17 protein-coding genes, 1 tRNA gene and 1 pseudogene are annotated in these 19,444 nt (G+C 56.8%); 10 read left to right on the top strand and 9 right to left on the bottom strand.

Going from position 1 to position 19,444, the window contains the following annotated elements:
• Window positions 1-403: 403 nt before the first annotated feature.
• The 4 genes and pseudogenes from E5180_RS06280 to E5180_RS06265 all read right to left on the bottom strand — a co-directional run bounded on the left by E5180_RS06280 (window position 404) and on the right by E5180_RS06265 (window position 4,813).
• Window positions 404-1,714, bottom strand: coding sequence for an HlyD family type I secretion periplasmic adaptor subunit (locus tag E5180_RS06280; RefSeq protein WP_138923638.1), 1,311 nt, complete (start codon window positions 1,712-1,714; stop codon window positions 404-406).
• On the bottom strand, window positions 1,711-3,447 hold the full coding sequence (locus E5180_RS06275) for a type I secretion system permease/ATPase (RefSeq protein WP_138923637.1): 1,737 nt from the start codon (window positions 3,445-3,447) through the stop codon (window positions 1,711-1,713). Before E5180_RS06275 ends, E5180_RS06280 begins: the two co-directional genes overlap by 4 nt.
• A gap of 166 nt (window positions 3,448-3,613) precedes the next feature.
• Window positions 3,614-3,757: an integrase core domain-containing protein gene (locus tag E5180_RS16035; RefSeq protein ID WP_138923636.1), complete on the bottom strand. Its 144-nt coding sequence runs from the start codon at window positions 3,755-3,757 to the stop codon at window positions 3,614-3,616.
• A 41-nt stretch (window positions 3,758-3,798) separates the two neighbouring features.
• Window positions 3,799-4,813 (bottom strand): annotated as a pseudogene (locus E5180_RS06265) (IS5 family transposase).
• A gap of 416 nt (window positions 4,814-5,229) precedes the next feature.
• Here E5180_RS06265 and E5180_RS06260 point away from each other — a divergent pair.
• A complete protein-coding gene (locus tag E5180_RS06260) occupies window positions 5,230-6,900 on the top strand; it encodes a mechanosensitive ion channel family protein (RefSeq protein ID WP_254700545.1) in 1,671 nt (556 codons plus the stop codon).
• A gap of 110 nt (window positions 6,901-7,010) precedes the next feature.
• On the opposite strand, the gene E5180_RS06255 is transcribed toward E5180_RS06260, so the two are convergent.
• Entirely contained in the window at window positions 7,011-7,505 is a 495-nt protein-coding gene (locus E5180_RS06255; RefSeq protein WP_138923635.1) for a ferritin-like domain-containing protein, read from the bottom strand.
• 317 nt (window positions 7,506-7,822) lie between these two features.
• Between E5180_RS06255 and E5180_RS06250 the strand changes: the two genes are divergently transcribed.
• The 3 genes from E5180_RS06250 to E5180_RS06240 are packed head-to-tail and all read left to right on the top strand — an operon-like array spanning window position 7,823 to window position 9,970.
• Window positions 7,823-8,383 carry a hypothetical protein gene (locus E5180_RS06250; protein WP_138923634.1) on the top strand — a complete coding sequence of 187 codons (561 nt, stop codon included), beginning with the start codon at window positions 7,823-7,825 and terminating at the stop codon, window positions 8,381-8,383.
• A complete protein-coding gene (locus E5180_RS06245) occupies window positions 8,380-8,778 on the top strand; it encodes a phage holin family protein (RefSeq protein ID WP_138923633.1) in 399 nt (132 codons plus the stop codon). The genes E5180_RS06250 and E5180_RS06245 overlap by 4 nt, the downstream gene beginning before the upstream one ends.
• Window positions 8,768-9,970: a DUF3618 domain-containing protein gene (locus E5180_RS06240; RefSeq protein ID WP_138923632.1), complete on the top strand. Its 1,203-nt coding sequence runs from the start codon at window positions 8,768-8,770 to the stop codon at window positions 9,968-9,970. The genes E5180_RS06245 and E5180_RS06240 overlap by 11 nt, the downstream gene beginning before the upstream one ends.
• 93 nt (window positions 9,971-10,063) lie before the next feature.
• Here the strand turns inward: E5180_RS06240 and E5180_RS06235 are convergent, their stop codons facing one another.
• A complete protein-coding gene (locus E5180_RS06235; protein WP_138923631.1) occupies window positions 10,064-10,939 on the bottom strand; it encodes a hypothetical protein in 876 nt (291 codons plus the stop codon).
• 127 nt (window positions 10,940-11,066) lie between these two features.
• Here E5180_RS06235 and E5180_RS06230 point away from each other — a divergent pair.
• Window positions 11,067-11,142 (top strand) — tRNA-Thr (locus tag E5180_RS06230).
• 100 nt (window positions 11,143-11,242) lie between these two features.
• Here the strand turns inward: E5180_RS06230 and E5180_RS06225 are convergent.
• The 3 genes from E5180_RS06225 to E5180_RS06215 form a co-directional block, all read right to left on the bottom strand.
• On the bottom strand, window positions 11,243-11,809 hold the full coding sequence (locus E5180_RS06225) for a hypothetical protein (RefSeq protein ID WP_138923630.1): 567 nt from the start codon (window positions 11,807-11,809) through the stop codon (window positions 11,243-11,245).
• A 127-nt stretch (window positions 11,810-11,936) separates the two neighbouring features.
• A complete protein-coding gene (locus tag E5180_RS06220) occupies window positions 11,937-13,994 on the bottom strand; it encodes an ATP-binding protein (protein ID WP_138923629.1) in 2,058 nt (685 codons plus the stop codon).
• Window positions 13,995-14,161: 167 nt separating this feature from the next.
• Window positions 14,162-14,950 (bottom strand): DeoR/GlpR family DNA-binding transcription regulator, encoded by a 789-nt coding sequence (locus E5180_RS06215; protein WP_138923628.1) that lies wholly within the window; start codon window positions 14,948-14,950, stop codon window positions 14,162-14,164.
• Window positions 14,951-15,104: 154 nt separating this feature from the next.
• Between E5180_RS06215 and phnD the strand changes: the two genes are divergently transcribed.
• Genes phnD through E5180_RS06190 form a run of 5 tightly spaced genes read left to right on the top strand, consistent with a single transcriptional unit; the run spans window position 15,105 to window position 19,427 of the window.
• Window positions 15,105-16,082, top strand: coding sequence for a phosphate/phosphite/phosphonate ABC transporter substrate-binding protein (gene phnD / locus E5180_RS06210; RefSeq protein WP_138923627.1), 978 nt, complete (start codon window positions 15,105-15,107; stop codon window positions 16,080-16,082).
• A gap of 54 nt (window positions 16,083-16,136) precedes the next feature.
• Complete coding sequence (phnC, locus tag E5180_RS06205; RefSeq protein ID WP_138923626.1) at window positions 16,137-16,922, top strand: phosphonate ABC transporter ATP-binding protein; 786 nt, start codon at window positions 16,137-16,139, stop codon at window positions 16,920-16,922.
• Complete coding sequence (gene phnE, locus E5180_RS06200; RefSeq protein ID WP_138923625.1) at window positions 16,919-17,713, top strand: phosphonate ABC transporter, permease protein PhnE; 795 nt, start codon at window positions 16,919-16,921, stop codon at window positions 17,711-17,713. The genes phnC and phnE (E5180_RS06200) overlap by 4 nt, the downstream gene beginning before the upstream one ends.
• Entirely contained in the window at window positions 17,710-18,519 is an 810-nt protein-coding gene (phnE, locus tag E5180_RS06195) for a phosphonate ABC transporter, permease protein PhnE (RefSeq protein WP_138923624.1), read from the top strand. The genes phnE (E5180_RS06200) and phnE (E5180_RS06195) overlap by 4 nt, the downstream gene beginning before the upstream one ends.
• Window positions 18,516-19,427, top strand: a complete 912-nt coding sequence (locus E5180_RS06190; protein WP_138923623.1) for an HAD-IIA family hydrolase — start codon at window positions 18,516-18,518, stop codon at window positions 19,425-19,427. The genes phnE (E5180_RS06195) and E5180_RS06190 overlap by 4 nt, the downstream gene beginning before the upstream one ends.
• Window positions 19,428-19,444 lie beyond the last annotated feature (17 nt).

Here is a 19,444-nt window from a genome sequence, read left to right as displayed (position 1 = left end):
TCATAGCAATTATCAAGGAACCGTAAGCTGGCGAAAAGACTATTGACGTGTGTCAGCAGCATGAAGCTGTTTAACCCGAAGCGGCTGCGCATTGTCGCCCGTCGACTTCGAGAACAGACACCATAATATAAACCATGAAGATGACTGGGAAACTAGGGGCTACTCACATTGCACCAATGGAAGCTTGGGATGCGTTCAATGTAAACATGATCAAATCCGATAAATTCGCTTAAGGAAACTTAACAGTTTCCGGCAAAACCGAGGCGATTAACTTCCGCGAACTTCGATGCCTTCATGCGTTTCCGATTCTTCTTCAGCTAAGGAGAATCTAGCGGAAAACACTAGTTATAAACGTGGGCTTTTGGGGGCACAGCGAGTAGTATTGATACATCAAACAGTCTTTTCAGTTTTCCCGGAACGCGCGCGAAAAGTAATCAGTTAACGGTTTCAGCAGATAAGAAAGCGGTGTCCTGTCAGCGGTTCTAATAAACGCCTCCACCGGCATGCCCGGCAGTAAAATCGTCCCTACTGGCAGCCTATCTAGCTCGCCACGAACAAACGCAATTTCTGTGCTAAAATAGGTTTCCCCGGTGAATGAATCATCCACCGCATCTGGCGAAATCCGTAAAATCTCTCCTTCCAATTCAGGCGTAGAGCGCTGATCGAGCGCAGTCATGCGTAGGTTTACGACTTGGCCCACGTTAATCTGATCCACTTGTGTGGGCATAACGCGCGCGACGATCACCAGCGGGCGGTCTTGTGGCACAAGATGCATCAATGGCTCGGCGGATTTTACGACCGAGTTCGGCGTCTGTACGAGCAATTCATAAACGATGCCCGACACAGGTGCGCGAATATCCAACCTTTCAATTTCAGCCTTAAGCGCGAGACGCTTCTCAACCAGTTCTGTTTCGCGATCGCGTAGATCACGCAGGCTTGAGATAGCTTCCTCACGCATATTGGTTCTCAGCATTAGTACTTCAATGCCGATTTCAGTTATCCGTTGTTCAGCTTGAGCTTTCGACGCTATGAGTTGGCCAATCTGACCCTGCAGATTGGCTTTTTCACGCTGAAGCTTTGAAAAGGCTGTCACCTTTGATAATCCACGCTTTAACAAGAACTTCTGGCCGGCTAGCTCTTCTTCTAGTAGCGCTAACTGACGCTCGAGCGCTACACTTTGTGCCTCGATGCCTGTGATCTGCGAGGCGACCTGATCGCTACGTTTGTTTAGATGCTCGGTACGTCGGGCAACGGTGGCCAGACGCGCCGCAAGTAGGTTCGACTGTCCCTCCATTAGCTCTATCAGGTCCTTATTGTTGTTAGCTGCGGCCTTCAGCGCTTTCCCGAATTTAATCCGGCCCAGACTGTCGCGCTCTGCCTCTAAACGCCCGCGGCGCGCCATTAATCCGTAAAGTTGACCCTCGACGATATTCAAACGAGATAAGAGTTGCTGCGGCTCCAGTCTGAACAGCAGATCACCGGCGCGCACTATGTCACCGTCATCAACAAGTATTTCCAAGACCACGCCACCAATTTCGTGTTGTACAATCTGTCGGTCGCCGTCCACTTTGATCTTGCCGGGAGCAACAATTGCCCCAGCGATCTGAGACGACATGGCCCACATAGCAAAACCGCCGAGAAGCGCGAACAGCGCAATATAGCCTACTGCAACAATACGAAACGTCGAAAACGGCTGCGACCCCGAAACGCTCAACGCACAGCCCTAGTTGGTTTGGGTGCCGCTTGAATTTGGGTGTGGTTTTTTACCAATTCCGCCAGAACCTCCTCTCTAGGCCCAAAGGCCACTCTTGCGCCGCCTTCGAGGACTAGTAAGCGATCACATTGCTGGATAGCTGCGGGCCGATGCGCCATAATCAGGACAGACCGGTTCTCTGCTTTCATCTGGCAAATGGAGTGATTCAACGCTAGCGACCCTGAGTTGTCGAGATTGGAATTGGGTTCGTCAAGTACTACAATTACGGGGTCGCTATACAGCGCGCGCGCGAGGCCGATCCGTTGCATTTGTCCCCCTGAAAGGCGTATTTGGCCGGCTTTAATAACCGTGTCATAGCCTCGAGGCAGCCCAAGGATCATCTCGTGAGCGGCGGCGCGTTTTGCAGCAGAAATTACTTTTTCGGTATCAGGTTGGGTTGAAAGCCGAGCTATATTCTCGGCGACCGTACCATCAAATAATTGAACCCGTTGGGGTAGGTATCCGACATGTAAACCTAATATCTCGGATCCATATTGGTCGAGCGCCGCACCATCTAAGCGGATTGATCCACTTGAAGGTTGCCATACTCCTGTCAGTGCGCGGGCCAGTGTGGATTTACCTGATCCGGATGCCCCGATCACGCCGACAGCCTGGCCTGGCTCAAGAGTGAAGCTAACCGACTTCAGTGCGGGAAGTTTTTCACCTGGCGGGGCGATAACTAACGCACGAACCGTCAGATGTGCCCTAGGCTTTGGAAGAGCTGTCTTAGGCTCCTCAGGGGCGACTGCGTCAAGCAATTGCGCAATATTTCTCCATCCGGTGCGGGCTCGCTGTGCAACTTGCCATTGACCAAGTGCCAATTCGACAGGTGCAAGCGCGCGCCCCAATAGGATAGATCCCGCGATCATCCCGCCTGCAGTCATTTCGTTTTGAAGGACTAGCCAAGCACCCATACCAAGCATCGCTGATTGCAGAAATAGCCGAAGTGTCTTTGTGATCGATGTGAATGTCCCGCTAATGTCAGTTGTTCGAAGCTGTGCTTCCAGTGCGCCGCCTCTGGGATAGCGCCACCGCTTAAAGGCTGCGTCACGCATGCCCATGGCTTGCACCATCTCAGCCTCGATCCTGATCTGATCAGAAAAGGCTCGTGCCATTTGACCCTCAGCTGCAGCTTTAGCTTGTGGACGACGAGACAATATTTGGTTGGCTACAGTGATCACTACCAAGCTGAAGGCACCGATTACAGCAAGCCACCCCAAAATCGGGTGAAAAATAAAAATAGCTGCGAAAAATATCGGGCTCCATGGCAAATCGAATGCTACCATCATGACCGGCGACATGATCAACCGTTGCACAGATTCAAGATCTTGCAGCGCAGCACTGGTTTTGGTATCCGGAGCAACGGCAGATTTACGCACGACCGCATCGAATATCCGTCCATCCAAGGCAAATTGAAACCGCGCACCAACGCGGGCCATTATTCTACCGCGGACGTAGTCCAGTAACCCCATTACCCCATATAAAAATAGCAACAACAGCGACAACGCAATTAGTGTTTCTTCCGAGCCGGAACCGAGCACACGGTCGTAGACCTGCAGCATATACAATGGTCCGGTTAACATCAGCAGATTTCCAAACAGGCTGAAAAACCCGACCGAAAAATACAGACTGCTTGTGCTATTCCGAATCTTTCGCAGTTCATCGTTTCCACCGGGAAAAGCATCATTAGGCATAAGGTTGCCAGACACATAATATCATGGGTTAACTTAACGCCTTTGGCTTGAAATTTAACATTCCCTCGACTTAACTTGAAAAAGTTTAAAGTGAGTGAAGAGAAATGAAGTGGTCCTGCTTTTTAAGACAGGTTTGCGGCTCAGCTAAGATATAATCTGGTTGGTTTTATGCGGCCTTCTGCGTCCGTTCTGTTGTGAAGAAAGCGTCGTCGGGTGATCGTTTGTCGAGAGCGTTGTGAGGCCGCTCGATGTTGTAGAAGCTGATCCAATCTTTGATAACGCGTTTGGCCTGGAACCGGCTTTGTTGCACAAATCGGGCTGAGGTTGGACTTCCCCTTACCTCAGACGGATTTAGCCTACGGGGTCGGTACGGGGTATGCCGAGAGCTGTGAAGCCGTTTAGGATCGCGGCACGGATTTGGATCTCCGCAACTTGCCGGTCGAAGTCACGTGCCGAGAGGCGCTGACCGAGCAACTTCACACAATGCATCCACTGACCGACAGGGTTATGCGTAGCATGATCCCGAGAGGTTTTGTATCGACGCGACTGCGGCGGTGGTACCCGGTCACCTGTCGCCACAATGCGCGAGCGAGATACTTTGAGGATTGGACGGCTTCGTTGCGTGCGCTGGCCCCGGGCGTATCGGGCTTCCACAGCTTGGCATTCTTACGCGGCGGTATGACGGCATGGGCATTTCGTGCTGCAATCGCATCATGGCATTTGCGCGTGTCGTAGGCTCCGTCAGCAGTGACGCTCCCGAGGCTTTGATCCGGGGGGATCTGATTGAGTAGGTCAGGCAGCATTGGAGCATCGCCGACACCGCTGCTTGTTACCTCAATGGCCCGTATCTCCAGCGTTTCCTCATCAATCCCTATATGGATCTTGCGCCATAGGCGGCGTTTGGAACCACCATGCTTACGGGCATTCCATTCACCTTCGCCCTCCGCCTTGATGCCTGTGCTGTCCACTGCCCGGCAGGGCATTGCGCAGCAATGTCCCGGGAGGGAAACAGCAGGTGCAGAGGACCTGCTGATCCTTTGTACGGGATAGCGACAGACAATGTTTTTTGACGACGTCACAATGTACTGAAGTCCGGCACCGCCCAATCCAGCCCAACCAATTTCAGTAGGCTTTCCACAAACCCCGTCGTCTGCCTCAACGGCAGGCCGAACAAGACTTTGAGGGTCAGACAGGCTTGCATAGCAGCAACTCTGTAGGTTTGCTGACGCCCCCTTCGACCAGACCCGACCGCTTCCCACGTCATCCCTGGATCAAACCAGATGGATAGCGATCCTCGTTGTTTGAGTGAAAAATTGTACTCCGCCCAGTTCCGGGTCTTGTACTTCGTCTGTGTCCAGCTGCTCATAGCAGCCTGCTACTATACTGGGTTCATACAGTGGATCCTACAGGACGCGATTTGTGCAACAAAGCCGTTGAAAGGTAGCAGATAGTAAATAGGATCACCGGCTACGCGTCGAGTGGTATCTTATGTGGTATGTATAAGTCGTGGTTGCTTTAATTGCATTATTATCATACTCTTAACAGAGTTTGATCGCGGACACCTCCTCCGCCAATATCCCCACAAATTCGGTGTCACCCATAACTTCCTCCGTTCGTATGACCGGTGCGTCGGCCCGTGTTGCGGCGTGGTGCCGCGGGGCGGGGGCATCGCCTGATATATCCATGGTATAAGATCAAGGTTGGTAGAATGGGCCGGCTGCGCTAGCTCAGTTTCAATAACGACTTGTCACGCGGGTTCGTGATGCCGGAATGGAGAGTGTTTTGAGCAATCTAAGATATATTGTGGGGCTATTGGGCGCGCTGTTGATTTTTACCACGCCGCTTTGGGCGCAAGACAAGGAAAACGCTTGCGATAGCGCACATTGGTATTGCGTAGAGACCCTGAATGTCGGCTTGGCCGCTGTGCCGTCCGAGATTGATCGCGAAACCCCGCGCGCCACCATGGAGAGCCTGGTGCGGGCGGTGCGGCGCGACGATTGGGTCGGGGCGGCGCATCTTCTTGATCTGTCGGATATACGTCAGGACCGCCAACAGCAGGTGGGCACCTCGCTGATCCGTCAGCTTGAAACCGTGATCAGCCGCAAAACCGTGATTGATTGGGACAAACTGCTGGACCGGCCCGATGCGCTGGACGCGACGGCGACGTCTGATCGGGCGATGGCGGGGACGCCGCGCAAGTCCTTGCTGTTGTGGACGCTGGATATGGAGGACTACCCTGCGTCGATCCGTCTGAACCGGATCAAGGCGGAGAACGGTGAACCAGTCTGGGTGTTCTCGCGTCATACCGTTCAAAATATCCCGCGTCTTTACGAGCGCTACGGGCCTGGCCGGCTCGAGACGATGCTGCCCGACGTGCTGACGCAAAACACGGTTGTCGACCTTGCCCTGTGGGAACTGATCGGTCTGCCGGTTCTGATCGTGCTGGCGATCTATGTTGCGCGTCTGGTCTGGCTGCTGACCAGCTGGGTCGCGCAACGCATACCGTCCCGACTGGCGCAGCAAATCCTAAAGTCGGTGCGCGGGCCTGCCTGTGTTGTCGTCTCGACGCTGTTTGTGATGGTGCTCGAGGCCAAGATCTTCTCGTTTTCGGCAGAGCTGACGACGATTTTGGTCCCGACGGCGTGGCTGGGTCTGATCGGTGCCGGGTTGTGGTTTGTGGTCAACTGCGTCGAAGTGATCTTGGATCATCTGACGAAGGTCGAAGAAACCGACCTGACGCTCAAGGAAGAAGTCCATAAACGCACCACCGCGACCCGTATTTCAGCCGCGCGTCGGGTGTTTGTCGTGGCGGTGGTACTGGTGGGCGGCGGTATATTCTTGTCGCAAACCAATGTGTTTCAGAACCTTGGATTGACATTGTTAGGCACCGCTGGGGCGGTCACCCTTGTCTTGGGCTTTGCCGCGCGCAGTATTCTGAGCAACATCATGTCATCGCTTCAAATCGCGTTGAACGGGTCCGCCAAGATCGGGGACCGGATCGTGTTCAACGACGCGCTGTGTCATGTTGAGCGTATCCATTTCACCTATGTCCAGCTGCGAGACTGGGACGGAACGCGGCTTGTCGTGCCTGTGACCGAGTTCGTTTCCACCCCATTCAAAAACTGGACCATGCAGGAGCCTGAGATGCTGCGGAGCGTCAAAATTAAGCTCTCTCACGCGGCAGATATCGCCGCGCTGCGCGACGCTTTTGACAAAGTGATCGACGAGATGGAAGAGAAATACATCGGTAAACGCGATGACGCCTGCGTGCGGGTCGGCGGGCAGGATGTCTTTGGCATGGAGGTCTGGTTCCTTGTCCCCTGCGCCGATCCCAATACCTCGTGGGAGGCAGCCTGCGATGCACGCGAAGGCATCATGGTCGAAATCCACAAACTCGCCGAAAAGCAGGGGGTGGAGTATTTTCCGCAAGTGTCGGCGGCAGAGGCAAGCTAGGCCCTGCTGCATCACAGGTAGTTCGGCACCTACAGACATAGAAAAAGCCCCGCTGATCCAGCGGGGCTTTTGTGTGTGAACGACGAGGGGTAGGGCCCGCCAACGTCAGCTTAGGCAGCGGCTTTGTTCACGCCGCCAGTTGCAATCTCGGTCATGCGACGGTCGCCGTCATAGGTGTGATCCAGACATTCTTGCAAGACCGCACCGTCTTCGTCTTTGCCCAGACGGTTGGCGAAGGCCACGAGGCAGCCATAGCCGGCCAGCGCATAGTGCACCATACGTTGGTACTGCGTGATGATCATCGCGTCGCGCACGTCGTCATCGCCGAACTCTTCGTCAAGCACATGGGCCTTGGCCTCAGCGACCAGACCTTCCATGCCTTTGCAGTGTTCGCCGCTTGGTTTGATATCATGGGCGTTGCAAATTTCGGCGAGCTTTTCCATACCTTCGCTGATGCCGTTGGACCCTGCGATCAGGGCTTCGGACAGGTCTTTGTCCTTGGCGGCGCGGCCAAGGGCGACGACCACATCAAGCGACTGTTTGTTGGCGCTGTACATGTCTTGCAATTGGTCATGGTACACGTCTTTTAGACTGTTCATCGGCATATCGATCTCCTTTGGGATGTGATTGCATTCGGTGTCAAACGCCGCGACGCGCGAATGTGTTCCATGGTGTGTTCAGCGATGATCCGCCTCGCGCGTGCCTTTATATGCAGGCTGAATTTATGCGGCCCGCAGCAGATTTTTATTGCTTTCGACGCTGTGGGTGCGGAACGAAATTCAGCTCTGGCCGTTTGTCCTTCGATGACAGGAACGTGACCAACTAAGGAGAATTTGAATGCATGGAGTTTTTTACCTCATCGGCCTGATCGTGGTCGTTCTCGCCGTTCTCAACCTTGTCGCCTAACCAAAAGGAGCGCACCATGACTGATCACACAAAAAGCAATCCTGCCGGCGCGCAGGACTTGAATGAAAAAGTAAAAGCAACCGCTGCATCCGCCACGCAAGAGGCGAAAACGCGGGCTAAAGATGTGGCCGATACCGTTGCTTCCGACGCCGCACGCTATGCAGACGACGCCAAGGGTGCCGCTGCAGATGAAGTCAAAGGCGTAGCCAGCGCATTGCGCACCGCAGCCGACGAATTGCGCAGCGGTTCGCCCCAAGAACGTACCTTTAGCCAGCTTGCAGACGGGCTTGCCGATGCGTCAGATTCAATGCGTGACAAGGATCTGGGCGAGATGGTTGGCGCGGTCACCGATTTTGCCAAGCGTAACCCGTTTGTCTTTTTGGGCGGTGCCGCACTGGTAGGCTTTGCCGCAACTCGTTTTGCCAAGGCCTCTGAGACTGGTGCCCGTGGTGAGCGCTATGCCTATGAGGGCCGCGAAATGGAGCGCCCGGTGCCAACCGAACGTGCGCAAGGTCTGAACACCAATAATGTGGCCGCGCCGGCTGTGAACACCACACCGAAAGGGGGCACACAATGACCACCGATCCCAACAAATCCACAGGAAGCCTGCTGAGCGATGCATTGACCCACGTCAGCTCGCTTGTGCGCAGCGAGGTCGATCTGGCCCGCGCTGAAGTGAACGAAAACCTGAAATCGGCTGGTGCTGCCATCGGTCTGATCGTGGGGGCCGTTGTTGTTGCCCTGACGGCATTGAACGTACTTTCCGCGGCGCTGGTCGCGGCCCTGACCGAGGCGGGAATTTCCGCCGGCTGGTCTGCACTGATCGTTGGCGTTGCCTTTGCACTGATCGCCTATGTGATGGCGAACAAAGGGACTGGCGCGCTCAAGCTCAGCAGCTTGGCACCGAGCCGTGCCACTAAAAACGTAAAGCGCGACGCGCAAGCCGTGAAGGAGGTTTACAATGACAAATGATAACCGCACGCCCGAAGAAATCGAACGCGAGATCGAACGTGAACGCGCCGGATTGACCAGCACCTTGGATGATCTGCAAAATAAATTCTCGGTAGAGACCATTGCCCGCCAGTTCTCGGATCAGTTCCGCGAGCATGGTGGTGACATTGGCCGGTCGGTCACCGACGCGGTCAAACGCAATCCGATCGCGCTGGCGCTGACAGGGGCAGGGCTGGCATGGCTGATGGCAGGCGACAGAGCCCCAAGCCGTGACCGCGTAGGTACACGTGACAGCTATGACCACCGTGATCCGCGCAACCGCGCAAACTACTATGGCGATCGCGAGGACCACAGTGGTCTGCCCGTCGCCGCACAGCAGCATGGCGTGATCCCCGCAGGACAGCGCCGCGATCTTGGGCCACAGCCTGGTGATCCGTCCAAGCCCTACTATTCGGGCGAGGTTGCACGGTCTGGTGATGTGCCGTCTTGGGCACGTCATGACGACGACGATACCCCCGGTCTGGCACAACGCGCAGGCGACGCCGCATCGCGCGCAGGTGACCGCGTATCCGGTGCCGCGTCCAACGCAGGGTCGACCGTCGCGGGCAAGGCAAAAGGTGCCGCGGGCGCGGTGTCTGATGCCGGTCATTCGGTAGCCTCAGGCGCGCGTGATTTCGCATCTTCCACAGCGGATCGTGCCGCGCAGCTGCGCCGCCGTCTGTCCGAGGGTACCGAAGAGCTGTCCGACCACGCACGCGAACGTGTGATTGCGGCCCGTGAAAGCGCCGTGCGTGCACGTGCGTCGGCGGCGTCTTATGGTCGCGAGGGGCGTGATCGCGCAGTCGATATCTTTGAAGAACAGCCCTTGGTTGTTGGTGCGCTTGCACTGGCCGTCGGGGCCGCCATTGGCGCAGCATTGCCGCGTAGCCGGACCGAAGACCGTTATATGGGTCAGCACCGCGACCAGCTGATGGCCGATGCAGAGCGTATCTTTGCCGAAGAGAAGTCGAAGCTGGGTAAAGTAGCGCAGGCGGCATCTGATGAGGCCAAGAAAGTCTTGCGCGAAACCAAAGAGGATGCGGACGCCGCTGCACCTGGCGCCTCAGCTGCTGATGCGTTTGTCGAAAAGGCCAAGGCTTCCGGTCAGCGGGTCGTCGATGCGGCAGAGGCCGAAGCAGACAAACAGAAGGTCGGCGAGATCAAAAAGTCCTGAGTTCTCGGTTGAACAGATCGAAAAGCCCGCGCTATTAAGCGCGGGCTTTTTGCATATCGGGCTAAAATTAACGGTCGCCCGCCCGTGCCTCGCTTACGGCAGGATCACCCGAACCCCGGGAATTTCTTGGATACGCGCGAGGTCTTCGTCATAGACCTCGGTCATATCCTCGACCAGTTCTTCGGTCCAGCCGGGCATATCCAGCTCTTCCTCAAGCGCGTCATCTATCGCGTATTTATCCAAAAACGCGGCAATCACCCGCTGGTGTTGGGCCGCGGTAATTTCGGGGTGGGCGGCCAGATAGGACGTAAAGCGTTTCATCCCCTCGGGGCGCATAATCGTTTCGAGCAGGTCAAACTCCCCCTTGAGCGGGGTCGTGGCAGGCAGGCCTGCCATGTCGCGCATGATATGTCCCCAGATCAGCGGCGCATCTTCGTTGCACCAGACCGTAATATTGATCTCGGGGGCGGAATCGCGCAGCAATCCCAGTGTGTCTGACCAGCGCACATCCAACGGATCCTTGTCGCCCCAGAACTGTGTCGGAGATTTGTCAGCCGCCACATCATACAGCACAGGCAACAGCGTTGCCGGATTGCGGATCCCCATGAAAATCTGCAGTTCGTCATCAGGAAACAACTGTGCCATGCGCATCATACGCACAGGGGCGGCGGGATAGAGCATCCCTTCGACAACAGCCGTGGCGGGGGTGCGAAAGAAATTCGCGTCGGAAAAAATCACCCGATCCGCGTCTGAATCCCCCATGACCGCGTCTAGCAGCACATCCCGCGCCCCTTCAGCGGCAGAGGATTTATACATCGCATTCAACGTATCCCGAAACAAACCGCGGTAGGTGCTGGGGCTTGGCGTATGGGTTCCTGCCTGGGTCAGTAAATCATGGTTAGATTGCAGGCTTTTCAGCAATCTGTCTTCTTCGGTGTAATGGCCACCTGTGTGCAAAATCAACTGCATGAACGCTTTCCCACCCCTACTGGTACCCGCATTCCAATAGCCTTTTCCGCGACTTGTGTAAAACTGCAAAAATTTGACATTTCCCCTCTTGCACGGCCCGCAGCAATCTCTTAAACGCACCCTCAGTGCCCCTATAGCTCAGCTGGTAGAGCAACTGATTTGTAATCAGTAGGTCCGCGGTTCGAGTCCGTGTGGGGGCACCACTTAATCCTTATATTTTAGAGATTTAGTCGCCGTGCGCGCAAGCCCTGCGTCTTTGCGGCGCATCTTGTGACGGCCCTGGTTGGCCTTGTTCTTTTGGGGCTAATGTTTGCGTTGCACCATGGGCAAGACGTTGTTTTGGCGCCTCATTCGGGCAAACTCCTGATCTGCATCTTTTATGCAGGAGGGGCAGATCGAATAGCTTTTGGCAAAATTACCTGGGTCCGGCGGGGTGCGCAGATCGATCCATTTTTCGCCGATCTGAAAGGCGCAGCAGACGGAACATCGGGTGGTGTCATAATAGCCCTCGAACGCGCTGGTGGTGGCGGCGGGGCGGCTGGCAACGGAATGGACCAACATGCTGCCCAAGGTCAGACTGTGATCTGGCGAGGGCCAGACCGTCAGTCGAAAAAGCCGGCGCATATCCGGCCCGTCGCAGCGATAGAGGATGCTGAACAGCTGCTGTTCCATCCGACAGGTCTGGAACACGCCGAACAGATAGGCGCGGGTGTTATCGCCTTCGATAAAATCCCATACCTCGCGTCCGATCACCCGGGAAGATGTCGCCCCCGGTGCATCATTTTCAAGCGCGAACTGATCCCATTCAGACCCAACTGAAATGATGCGGTTCTGGCCATCCACGACATAACTGTTCGCTTGGAGATCCAAAAAGAAATCCTTTGAGACAAATTTAATGTGGAAAAAAATAAATCGTTAATCTGGCTGTTATACCCGAAATCTGCCGTCGGACCAAATTTTTATCGTTAGAGTTTGATTTATCTGGGCCAGCTGATCATCAAGTGCGCTTTTGGACGGTGCTGGCGGTGTCCCGCGGCAGGGTCAGGCTAAAGGTACTGCCGACGCCAAGTTCGCTATCCATTGACAGCGATCCGCCGTGCAGCGTGGCCAATTGTTCAGAGATCGCCAATCCCAGACCTAATCCTCCGTTGTGCCGCGTCATCGACCCGTCGACCTGCTGGAACCGCTGAAAGACGCGACGCGCATCGGCCTTGGAAATGCCGTTACCGGTGTCACTGACACTGAACACAATCTCGTCGGCTGAATGGAGCATCGACAAGTTGACCTTGCCCTCATTGGTGAATTTGATGGCGTTGGTGATCAGGTTATACAAAATCTGCTTAACCCGCACTTTATCCGCGATCGCCGTAACGGGGCCGTCGCCGACGTAGGTTAACGTCAGCCCTTTGGCCTCGGCGGCGGGTTGCAGTTCTTGGGTCACGGTGCGGGCGATTTCATCAAGCTGGATCGGGGCCATATCCAGTTCAAGCTGCCCCCGAGAGACTTTAGTCCAATCCAGCAGATCTTCGACCAGACGTATCATATGCTGCGCGGATTCGGCAATGCCAGCGCCTTGGTCGGTCATAAAACGCTGGTAGTCGCGTGCGGCGGCGGCGGCCACCGGGCAGCCCGTACCATCCGCCTCAAGTGCATCCATCAAACGCTGAGACTGGGGCATTTTATCGCTGTGGCGCATAAAGGAGGCGCGGCCAAAAATCACCGTCAGCGGGGTGCGCAACTCGTGAGACACATTGTTAAGGAATTCGGTTTTTTCGCGGTCGGCTGCTTCGGCGGCTTCCTGAGCGCGTTTTTCGACCGTTACATCCGTCCAGATGCCAACGGTATAGCCATGCGGCGTCTTGGCCTCTGTCACTTTGAGCCAGCCGTCATCACCGCTATCCTGCAAAAAAGCAGTGCCGGGATTGCGGAAACTCTGCAGACGCTCGCGGATCCAAGTATGTTTGCTGGCCGCGTCTTCAAAGTGATCGGACCGGTCGACCCAATGCACAACCAGGTCTTTCATCTTGGCACCGGGGACGATCAAATCAGCAATCTGAGGGTGGTAGTCACGGTATTTCTGGTTCACCACCATTACCCGTTCCTTGGCATCAAAGGCGATGAACCCTTCATTGATTGCGCCCACGGCTTCGGACAACAGCGCATGGGCGTTGGATTGGTCCAGCGCCATGCGGCGGAAGGCGAGCAGGACACCCAGCAGAAATATGGCGGCAATGAGGGCAAAACCCACCAGATTTCGGCTTTGGGGTGAATAGGCGGGCCAGCCTCCGGCTGGGCGCACGGCGGCCTCCCAAGTGACACCTAGAACATTAAACGTGGTGACGACCGGCTTGTCTTTCTGCTTGGTCAGGCGGTGATTGGGCAGGGCCTCTACCAAGCCAGAGGCTTTCAGGGGATAGAGTTCAAAACTGTATTGGGCGGGGTCAGAGAAATCACGCTGCTGGGTTTGCAGCAGGCCTTTTTGATCCATCACAACAGAGATGACGCCCCAGAACTGTTCGGTCGACAGCTCGGCATTGGGCAGGAAAACCGGATAATGCATGATATAGCCCTTGCCCCCTTGGACAAGGTCGACGCGGTCATCAATCACTGGCGCGCGCGTGCGGTATGCCTGTGCCACGCTGGGCATCTGTGCGTGCAGTTGCGAGTAATTCATGCCGATTGTCACGCCGTTGTCCGTTTGGGGAAAACTGTGTGTAATCGATAGGTTAGGGGCCAAAGCTACGGCAATCACATCGGGGTTGTGGCGCTGTAGATCGCGCACGGTGCGGGCGATCTGGCGTTCGTCGATTTCCCCGTCAATCGCAAGCGTATTCTCGATATTTTTGGCGACGAGAACCGCCTCGAAGAAGCGCAACTGGATTTGATCGGTGACGGAGTTCAGCTCCTGCTCGACATCAAGACGCAGGGCCGCCAGATGATTGTCGCGGTCGAGCTTAACAATAGAATAGGCGATGCTGCCGACGCTGACGAGCAGGATAATCGTCAGGACGATAAAGACCTTAGAGGCAAGATACCCCGTAAATTTGTTAAGCAAATCACCACCCTCATTCGTCCAAGCTGCGCGGTGCCCGACTTTTTGTCGATGTCTTCGCGGCTTGGCTTGATCCTCGTTAACGTCCCGCATCATCGGTACTGCTGCGGACAAAATGCAGGCACAATCGCGGCATTTTTTAGACTTTTGCGTACTGCGCTCTCTCAGCCTTAGTTCGGAAGGATGATAGGCGTGCGATGACAGTCCAAAGCGGCGTCAAGCGCTTCGGTCGGGGCGATATCGGTGATCAGGCAGCCCATCTCGTCAAGAGCAATGACTTGCGTCAGATGACGTTTGCCAAACTTACTGCCATCAATCAGGAAATGCCCGGTCCGGCTTTGCGCGAGCATGGTGCGTTTCACCTCGGCAAAGCCCGCAATCGCTTCGGTGACGCCGGTTTCATCCAAGGCCGACGCGCCCAGAAAGCAGGCATCGACATTATACCCGCGTAAAAAGTCGCATGTTGCGGTCCCGGTCAACGCGGCCTCGGCGTTAAGATAGTCGCCCGGCGTCATGATGACGCGCACCGCATCCGATGACCCAAGGATCATAGCGACCTGCAGGCTGTTTGTTAGCACGGTCACTGCTTTGCCCGACATGGCCAAGGCGCGGGCAAATTCCATCATCGTTGCACCGGCGTCGATCATCAGGGTTTGCCCGTCGGTCACCCGCGTTAGGGCAAGCTGCGCCATCTGCCGACGTTCATCGACATGCTCGCGCTGACGTTGGTCCAGCACGCTTTGCGCCCCCGGTGCGCGAGGGGAGGCCCCGCCGTAGGATTTCTGCAAAAGCCCCTGTGCGCTCAGCTCTGCGATATCGCGGCGCACGGTTTCGGTTGTGACCTCAAAGCTCGCCGCAAGGTCCGACACCCGCACGTGGGGCGCAAGGCGCAGCTCCAGCAAAATCTGCGCGTGGCGTTCTGGCTTGCGCAGATTGCGGCGTTCGGTTCCGGTATCCATTCAGCGGTTCCCCTCCATCCGAATATGCCGTTTGAATTTGGCACCTCCCAAATATCTAGTCGGAAAATGTTGCGAATCGAAAGCTTCAATGCTCGTATCGATTAATTAATCGCGCAGTACCCTCTGCGCGGGTATTCTCGGGGAGGAGAAACACATGAAACGTAGCTTTATAACGGCTGGCCTTTTGGCGGCCTTTGCCATGACCGGTACCGCCACGCTGGCCGAAGAATGCGCAGAGCGCGGTGCGCTGGATACGATGTTCTGTGACGCCAATGGCGATCTGGTCGCCGATGCGCCCACAGACGAGAGCATGCTCAAGGATCCGTCGACGCTGGTCTTTGCCTATACGCCCGTCGAAGATCCCGCCATCTACGAAGACATCTGGACGCCCTTCATCGACCACCTGTCCGAGGTGACCGGCAAGAAAGTCCAGTTCTTCGCCGTGCAGTCCAACTCTGCCGAGGTCGAAGCCATGCGTTCGGGCCGTTTGCATATCGCGGGTTTCTCGACCGGGCCCACGCCATATGCTGTGAACCTTGCGGGCGTTGAACCCTTTGCGATCATGGGGTCCGAGGACGGGCAGTTCGGCTATAAACTGCAAGTCTACACGCAAGCCGACAGCGACATCAAAGAGATGGCCGACCTGGCAGGTAAACGCGTGGCGCATACATCGCCCACGTCGAATTCTGGCAACCAGGCACCGCGCGCGCTGTTTCCCGATCTGGGCGTCGTGCCGGATCAGGACTACGAAGTGACGTACTCTGGCAGCCATGACCAATCCATGTTGGGTGTGGTCGCGGGCGACTACGACGCGGCACCGGTTGCGTCCGAAGTGGTGGACCGCATGGCGGAACGCGGCCTGTATGACCCTGCCGAGGTGCGCATCGTCTGGGAAAGCGATCCGTTCCCCACGACATCCTACGGCGTTGCCCACGACCTGACGCCAGAGCTGAAGGACAAGATCAAGGAAGCGTTCTTTAGCTACGACTTCACCGGCACCGCATTGGGCGAAGAGTTTTCGGGCGTGAGCAAATTCGTTCCGATCACCTACAAAGACCAGTGGGCCGTCATTCGCCAGATCCAGTCTGCCAATGGTGTCGAGTACACGCCACAAGGCCTTGCTGCTGAATGATTTTTCCGTCGAGGCCGGTCCCAATGGGCCGGCCTTACGCATAAGGTATCTTACATGTTGAAAATTACTGACCTCGTCAAACGCTACGGCTCTGGCGATCCGGTCCTCAAGAATCTTGACCTCACCATTCAGGGTGAAAGCGTCGTGTCCATCATCGGGTCGTCGGGGGCGGGCAAAAGCACGCTGCTGCGCTGTATCAACCGGCTGGTTGAACCCACATCGGGCACGGTCGAGCTGAACGGCACCGACCTGACCCGTCTGCGTGGCAAAAACCTGCGTGCCGCACGGCGCAAGATCGGGATGGTGTTTCAGGGGTTCAACCTCGTGGATCGTCTCACCGTGATGGAGAACGTGCAGTCGGGCCGTCTGGGCTATATTTCAACATGGTCCGCGATCACGCGGCGCTATCCCAAGCAGGACATCCGCCGCGCTTATGAACTGATGGAGCGGGTGGGCATCGCCCATTACGCCGACACCCGCGCCGACCAGCTGTCGGGCGGCGAACGTCAGCGCGTCGGGGTGGTCCGCGCCTTGATGCAGGAACCCGATATCCTGCTGGCCGATGAACCCACCGCATCGCTTGATCCGAAAACATCCGAGCAGATCATGGGGCTGCTGCGCGACCTGTCGCATGAACTTAAACTGCCGGTGCTGATCAACATTCACAACGTGAACGAAGCCAAGGAATATACCGACCGGATCGTCGGTATGCGCTATGGCCGGATCATCTTTGACGACAAACCCGACATGCTGGACCAGTCCGCGATGGAGGCGATCTATGCGGGCAGCCCCCATGCCGACCGCAGTGGCGGGCCGGACGAAAAGGCAGCCGCATCATGACCGCGCCGCGCGACACCTGGGCCAAGCCGCCCTTTATTGCCAATCCCGTGCTGCGGTGGGCCATGTATCTTGGGGTCATCGCCTATTTTGGATGGGTCGGACTAACCATGCCCATCGACTGGGGCCGCGTCGCCGAAGGTATCGGCCGTGCGGGCAAGATTTTCGGTGGGGCGTTTCCGCCCAGCTTTGAACGCAGCGGTCTGCTGATTGACGGCTTTCTAGAAAGCCTCAAGATCGCGGTGCTTGCGACGGCGCTTGGCGTGTTTTTGTCGATCCCCATCGCCTTTATGTCCGCAGGTAATGTCGCCCCCAAGCCGGTGTTCTATCTTGGCCGTGCGATCATCATCATTGCACGCAGCTTCCATCCGGTGATTGTGGCGATCCTCTTCGTCAAAGCGGTCGGGTTCGGACCCTTTGCGGGCGTGCTGACCCTGACCGTCTATTCCATTGGTTTCGTCGCCAAGATGCTGGCAGAGCGGATCGAGGAGATCGACTTTGGTCAAGTCGAAGCCCTGCGTGCCGCCGGTGCGCCGTACTTCTCGACGCTGTCGTATGCGATTTTTCCGCAAATCATGCCGCGCCAGATCGGTTTGACGATCTACCAGCTTGATTCCAACTTGCGGGCCTCTGCCGTGGTGGGGATCGTGGGGGCAGGGGGCATCGGTGCGACGCTCGCCAATGCCTTTGGGCGCTATGACTATGACTTTGCCCTTGCCATCACCATCGTCATCGTGGCCGTCATCCTCTTTTCCGAGGCCGTCAGCGGCGTCATCCGAAAGCGTATCCAATGACCTCACTTTCTACGCAATTCGGGCGCGACGACTGGTCCCGCTTTACACTCAAGCAACGCATGACGCGCTATGCCATCTTTCTGGGCTGCGGGCTGGCGATCGCCTGGGCGCTGACCTCGATAGAGGTGATCTGGCCTTGGGTCTGGGGCGCACCTAAACAGATCGGCGATCTGTTTAGCCGGATGTATCCGCCGGACCCCACCAACCTTGAAACCATCCTCAAGGTGCTGTGGGATACGGTAAACATCGCGACATTCGCCACCACTTTTGCGGTGCTGCTGTCGCTGCCGGTCGCTTATATCTCGGCGCAGAATACCACGCCGAACCGCGCGACCTTGTGGCTGGGGCGGTTGATCCTTGTGACATCGCGGTCAGTGAATACGATCATCTGGGCGCTGCTGTTTGTGGCGATCTTCGGGCCCGGTGTTGTGGCCGGTATCGTGGCGATCATGTTCCGCTCTATCGGGTTTATCGGCAAACTGCTGGGCGAGGCGATCGAAGAGATCGACACACGCCCTGTCGAAGCTCTTGAGGCCACGGGCGCGTCACGGTTCAAGGTCATCGTCTATGCCATCGTGCCGCAGGTCATGCCGACCTTCTGGGCGGTCGCTATCTTACGGTGGGATATTAACCTGCGCGAATCCACCGTGCTGGGTCTTGTGGGCGCGGGCGGCATCGGGATCATCCTGCAAGGCGCGATCGACACCTTCAACTGGCCCGAGGTCGCGACCATCTTGCTGGCGATCATCGCACTGGTGATCGTGGGGGAGGTCATCTCTGCCTATCTACGGCGCCGTATCCTGTGATCCAAGACCACGGCGTTGACCCCCAGACCGCCTTTGCCCGGTACCTGCAGATTGCCGACCGCCTGCCGCGCACTGCGGCGGGCGGTCTGGCCGAAAGCGCAGAGTTCCTCGATATCGCGGCGCGGTTCGATCTGATCCTGTTTGACGCCTACGGTGTGTTGAACGTCGGCGAAACCGCGATCCCCGGTGCGACCGATACCATCGCGGCACTGCGCGCGGCGGGCAAGGCGGTTGGTGTGGTGTCAAACTCTGCCGCCTATCCCAAGGCGCATATGATGGCCCGCTATGCCCGTCTGGGGTTTGATTTCACCGCATCCGAGGTCACCACCAGTCGCGAAGCGCTGACCGCACATATCGCGGGGCTGCCGCCGTGCCGATGGGGCGTGATGATCAACCCCGCCGTTGATCTGGGGGAACTGGCGACGCACACTGTAACGGTTCTGGATGACAGTGCCGACACGTATGACGCGCAAGATGGTTTCTTGCTGGTCGGCGCAGACGGCTGGACCGACGGGCGGCAGGCATTGCTAGAGGCGTCGCTGGAACGCGCCCCGCGTCCGGTGCTGGTGGGCAACCCTGATCTGGTCGCGCCGCGTGAAACCGGTCTGTCGCGCGAACCGGGCTGGTTTGCACATCGTCTGGCCGATCGCACGGGCGTCACGCCGGTGTTTCTGGGCAAGCCGTTCGGGCAGGTCTTTGACATCGCGCTTGGCCGGTTCAATTGTGCGATCTCGCCCGCGCGTGTGTTGATGGTCGGTGATACACTGCACACTGATATTCTGGGCGGTGCACAGGCAGGTTTTGCCACGGCGCTGGTCACGGGCTATGGGTCGCTCACGGGGCTGGATGTCGCGGATGCGATTGCGCAGGCTGGCCTGTCGCCGGATTTCATCGTTCACAACATCTGACGTTGTCGTCCCAAAGA

Origin of the sequence: Sulfitobacter sp. BSw21498, assembly GCF_006064855.1 — a bacterium.
Classification (GTDB): domain Bacteria; phylum Pseudomonadota; class Alphaproteobacteria; order Rhodobacterales; family Rhodobacteraceae; genus Sulfitobacter.
The sequence above is the reverse complement of the archived record's forward strand: the minus strand, read 5'-3'. Positions and strand labels throughout refer to the sequence as shown.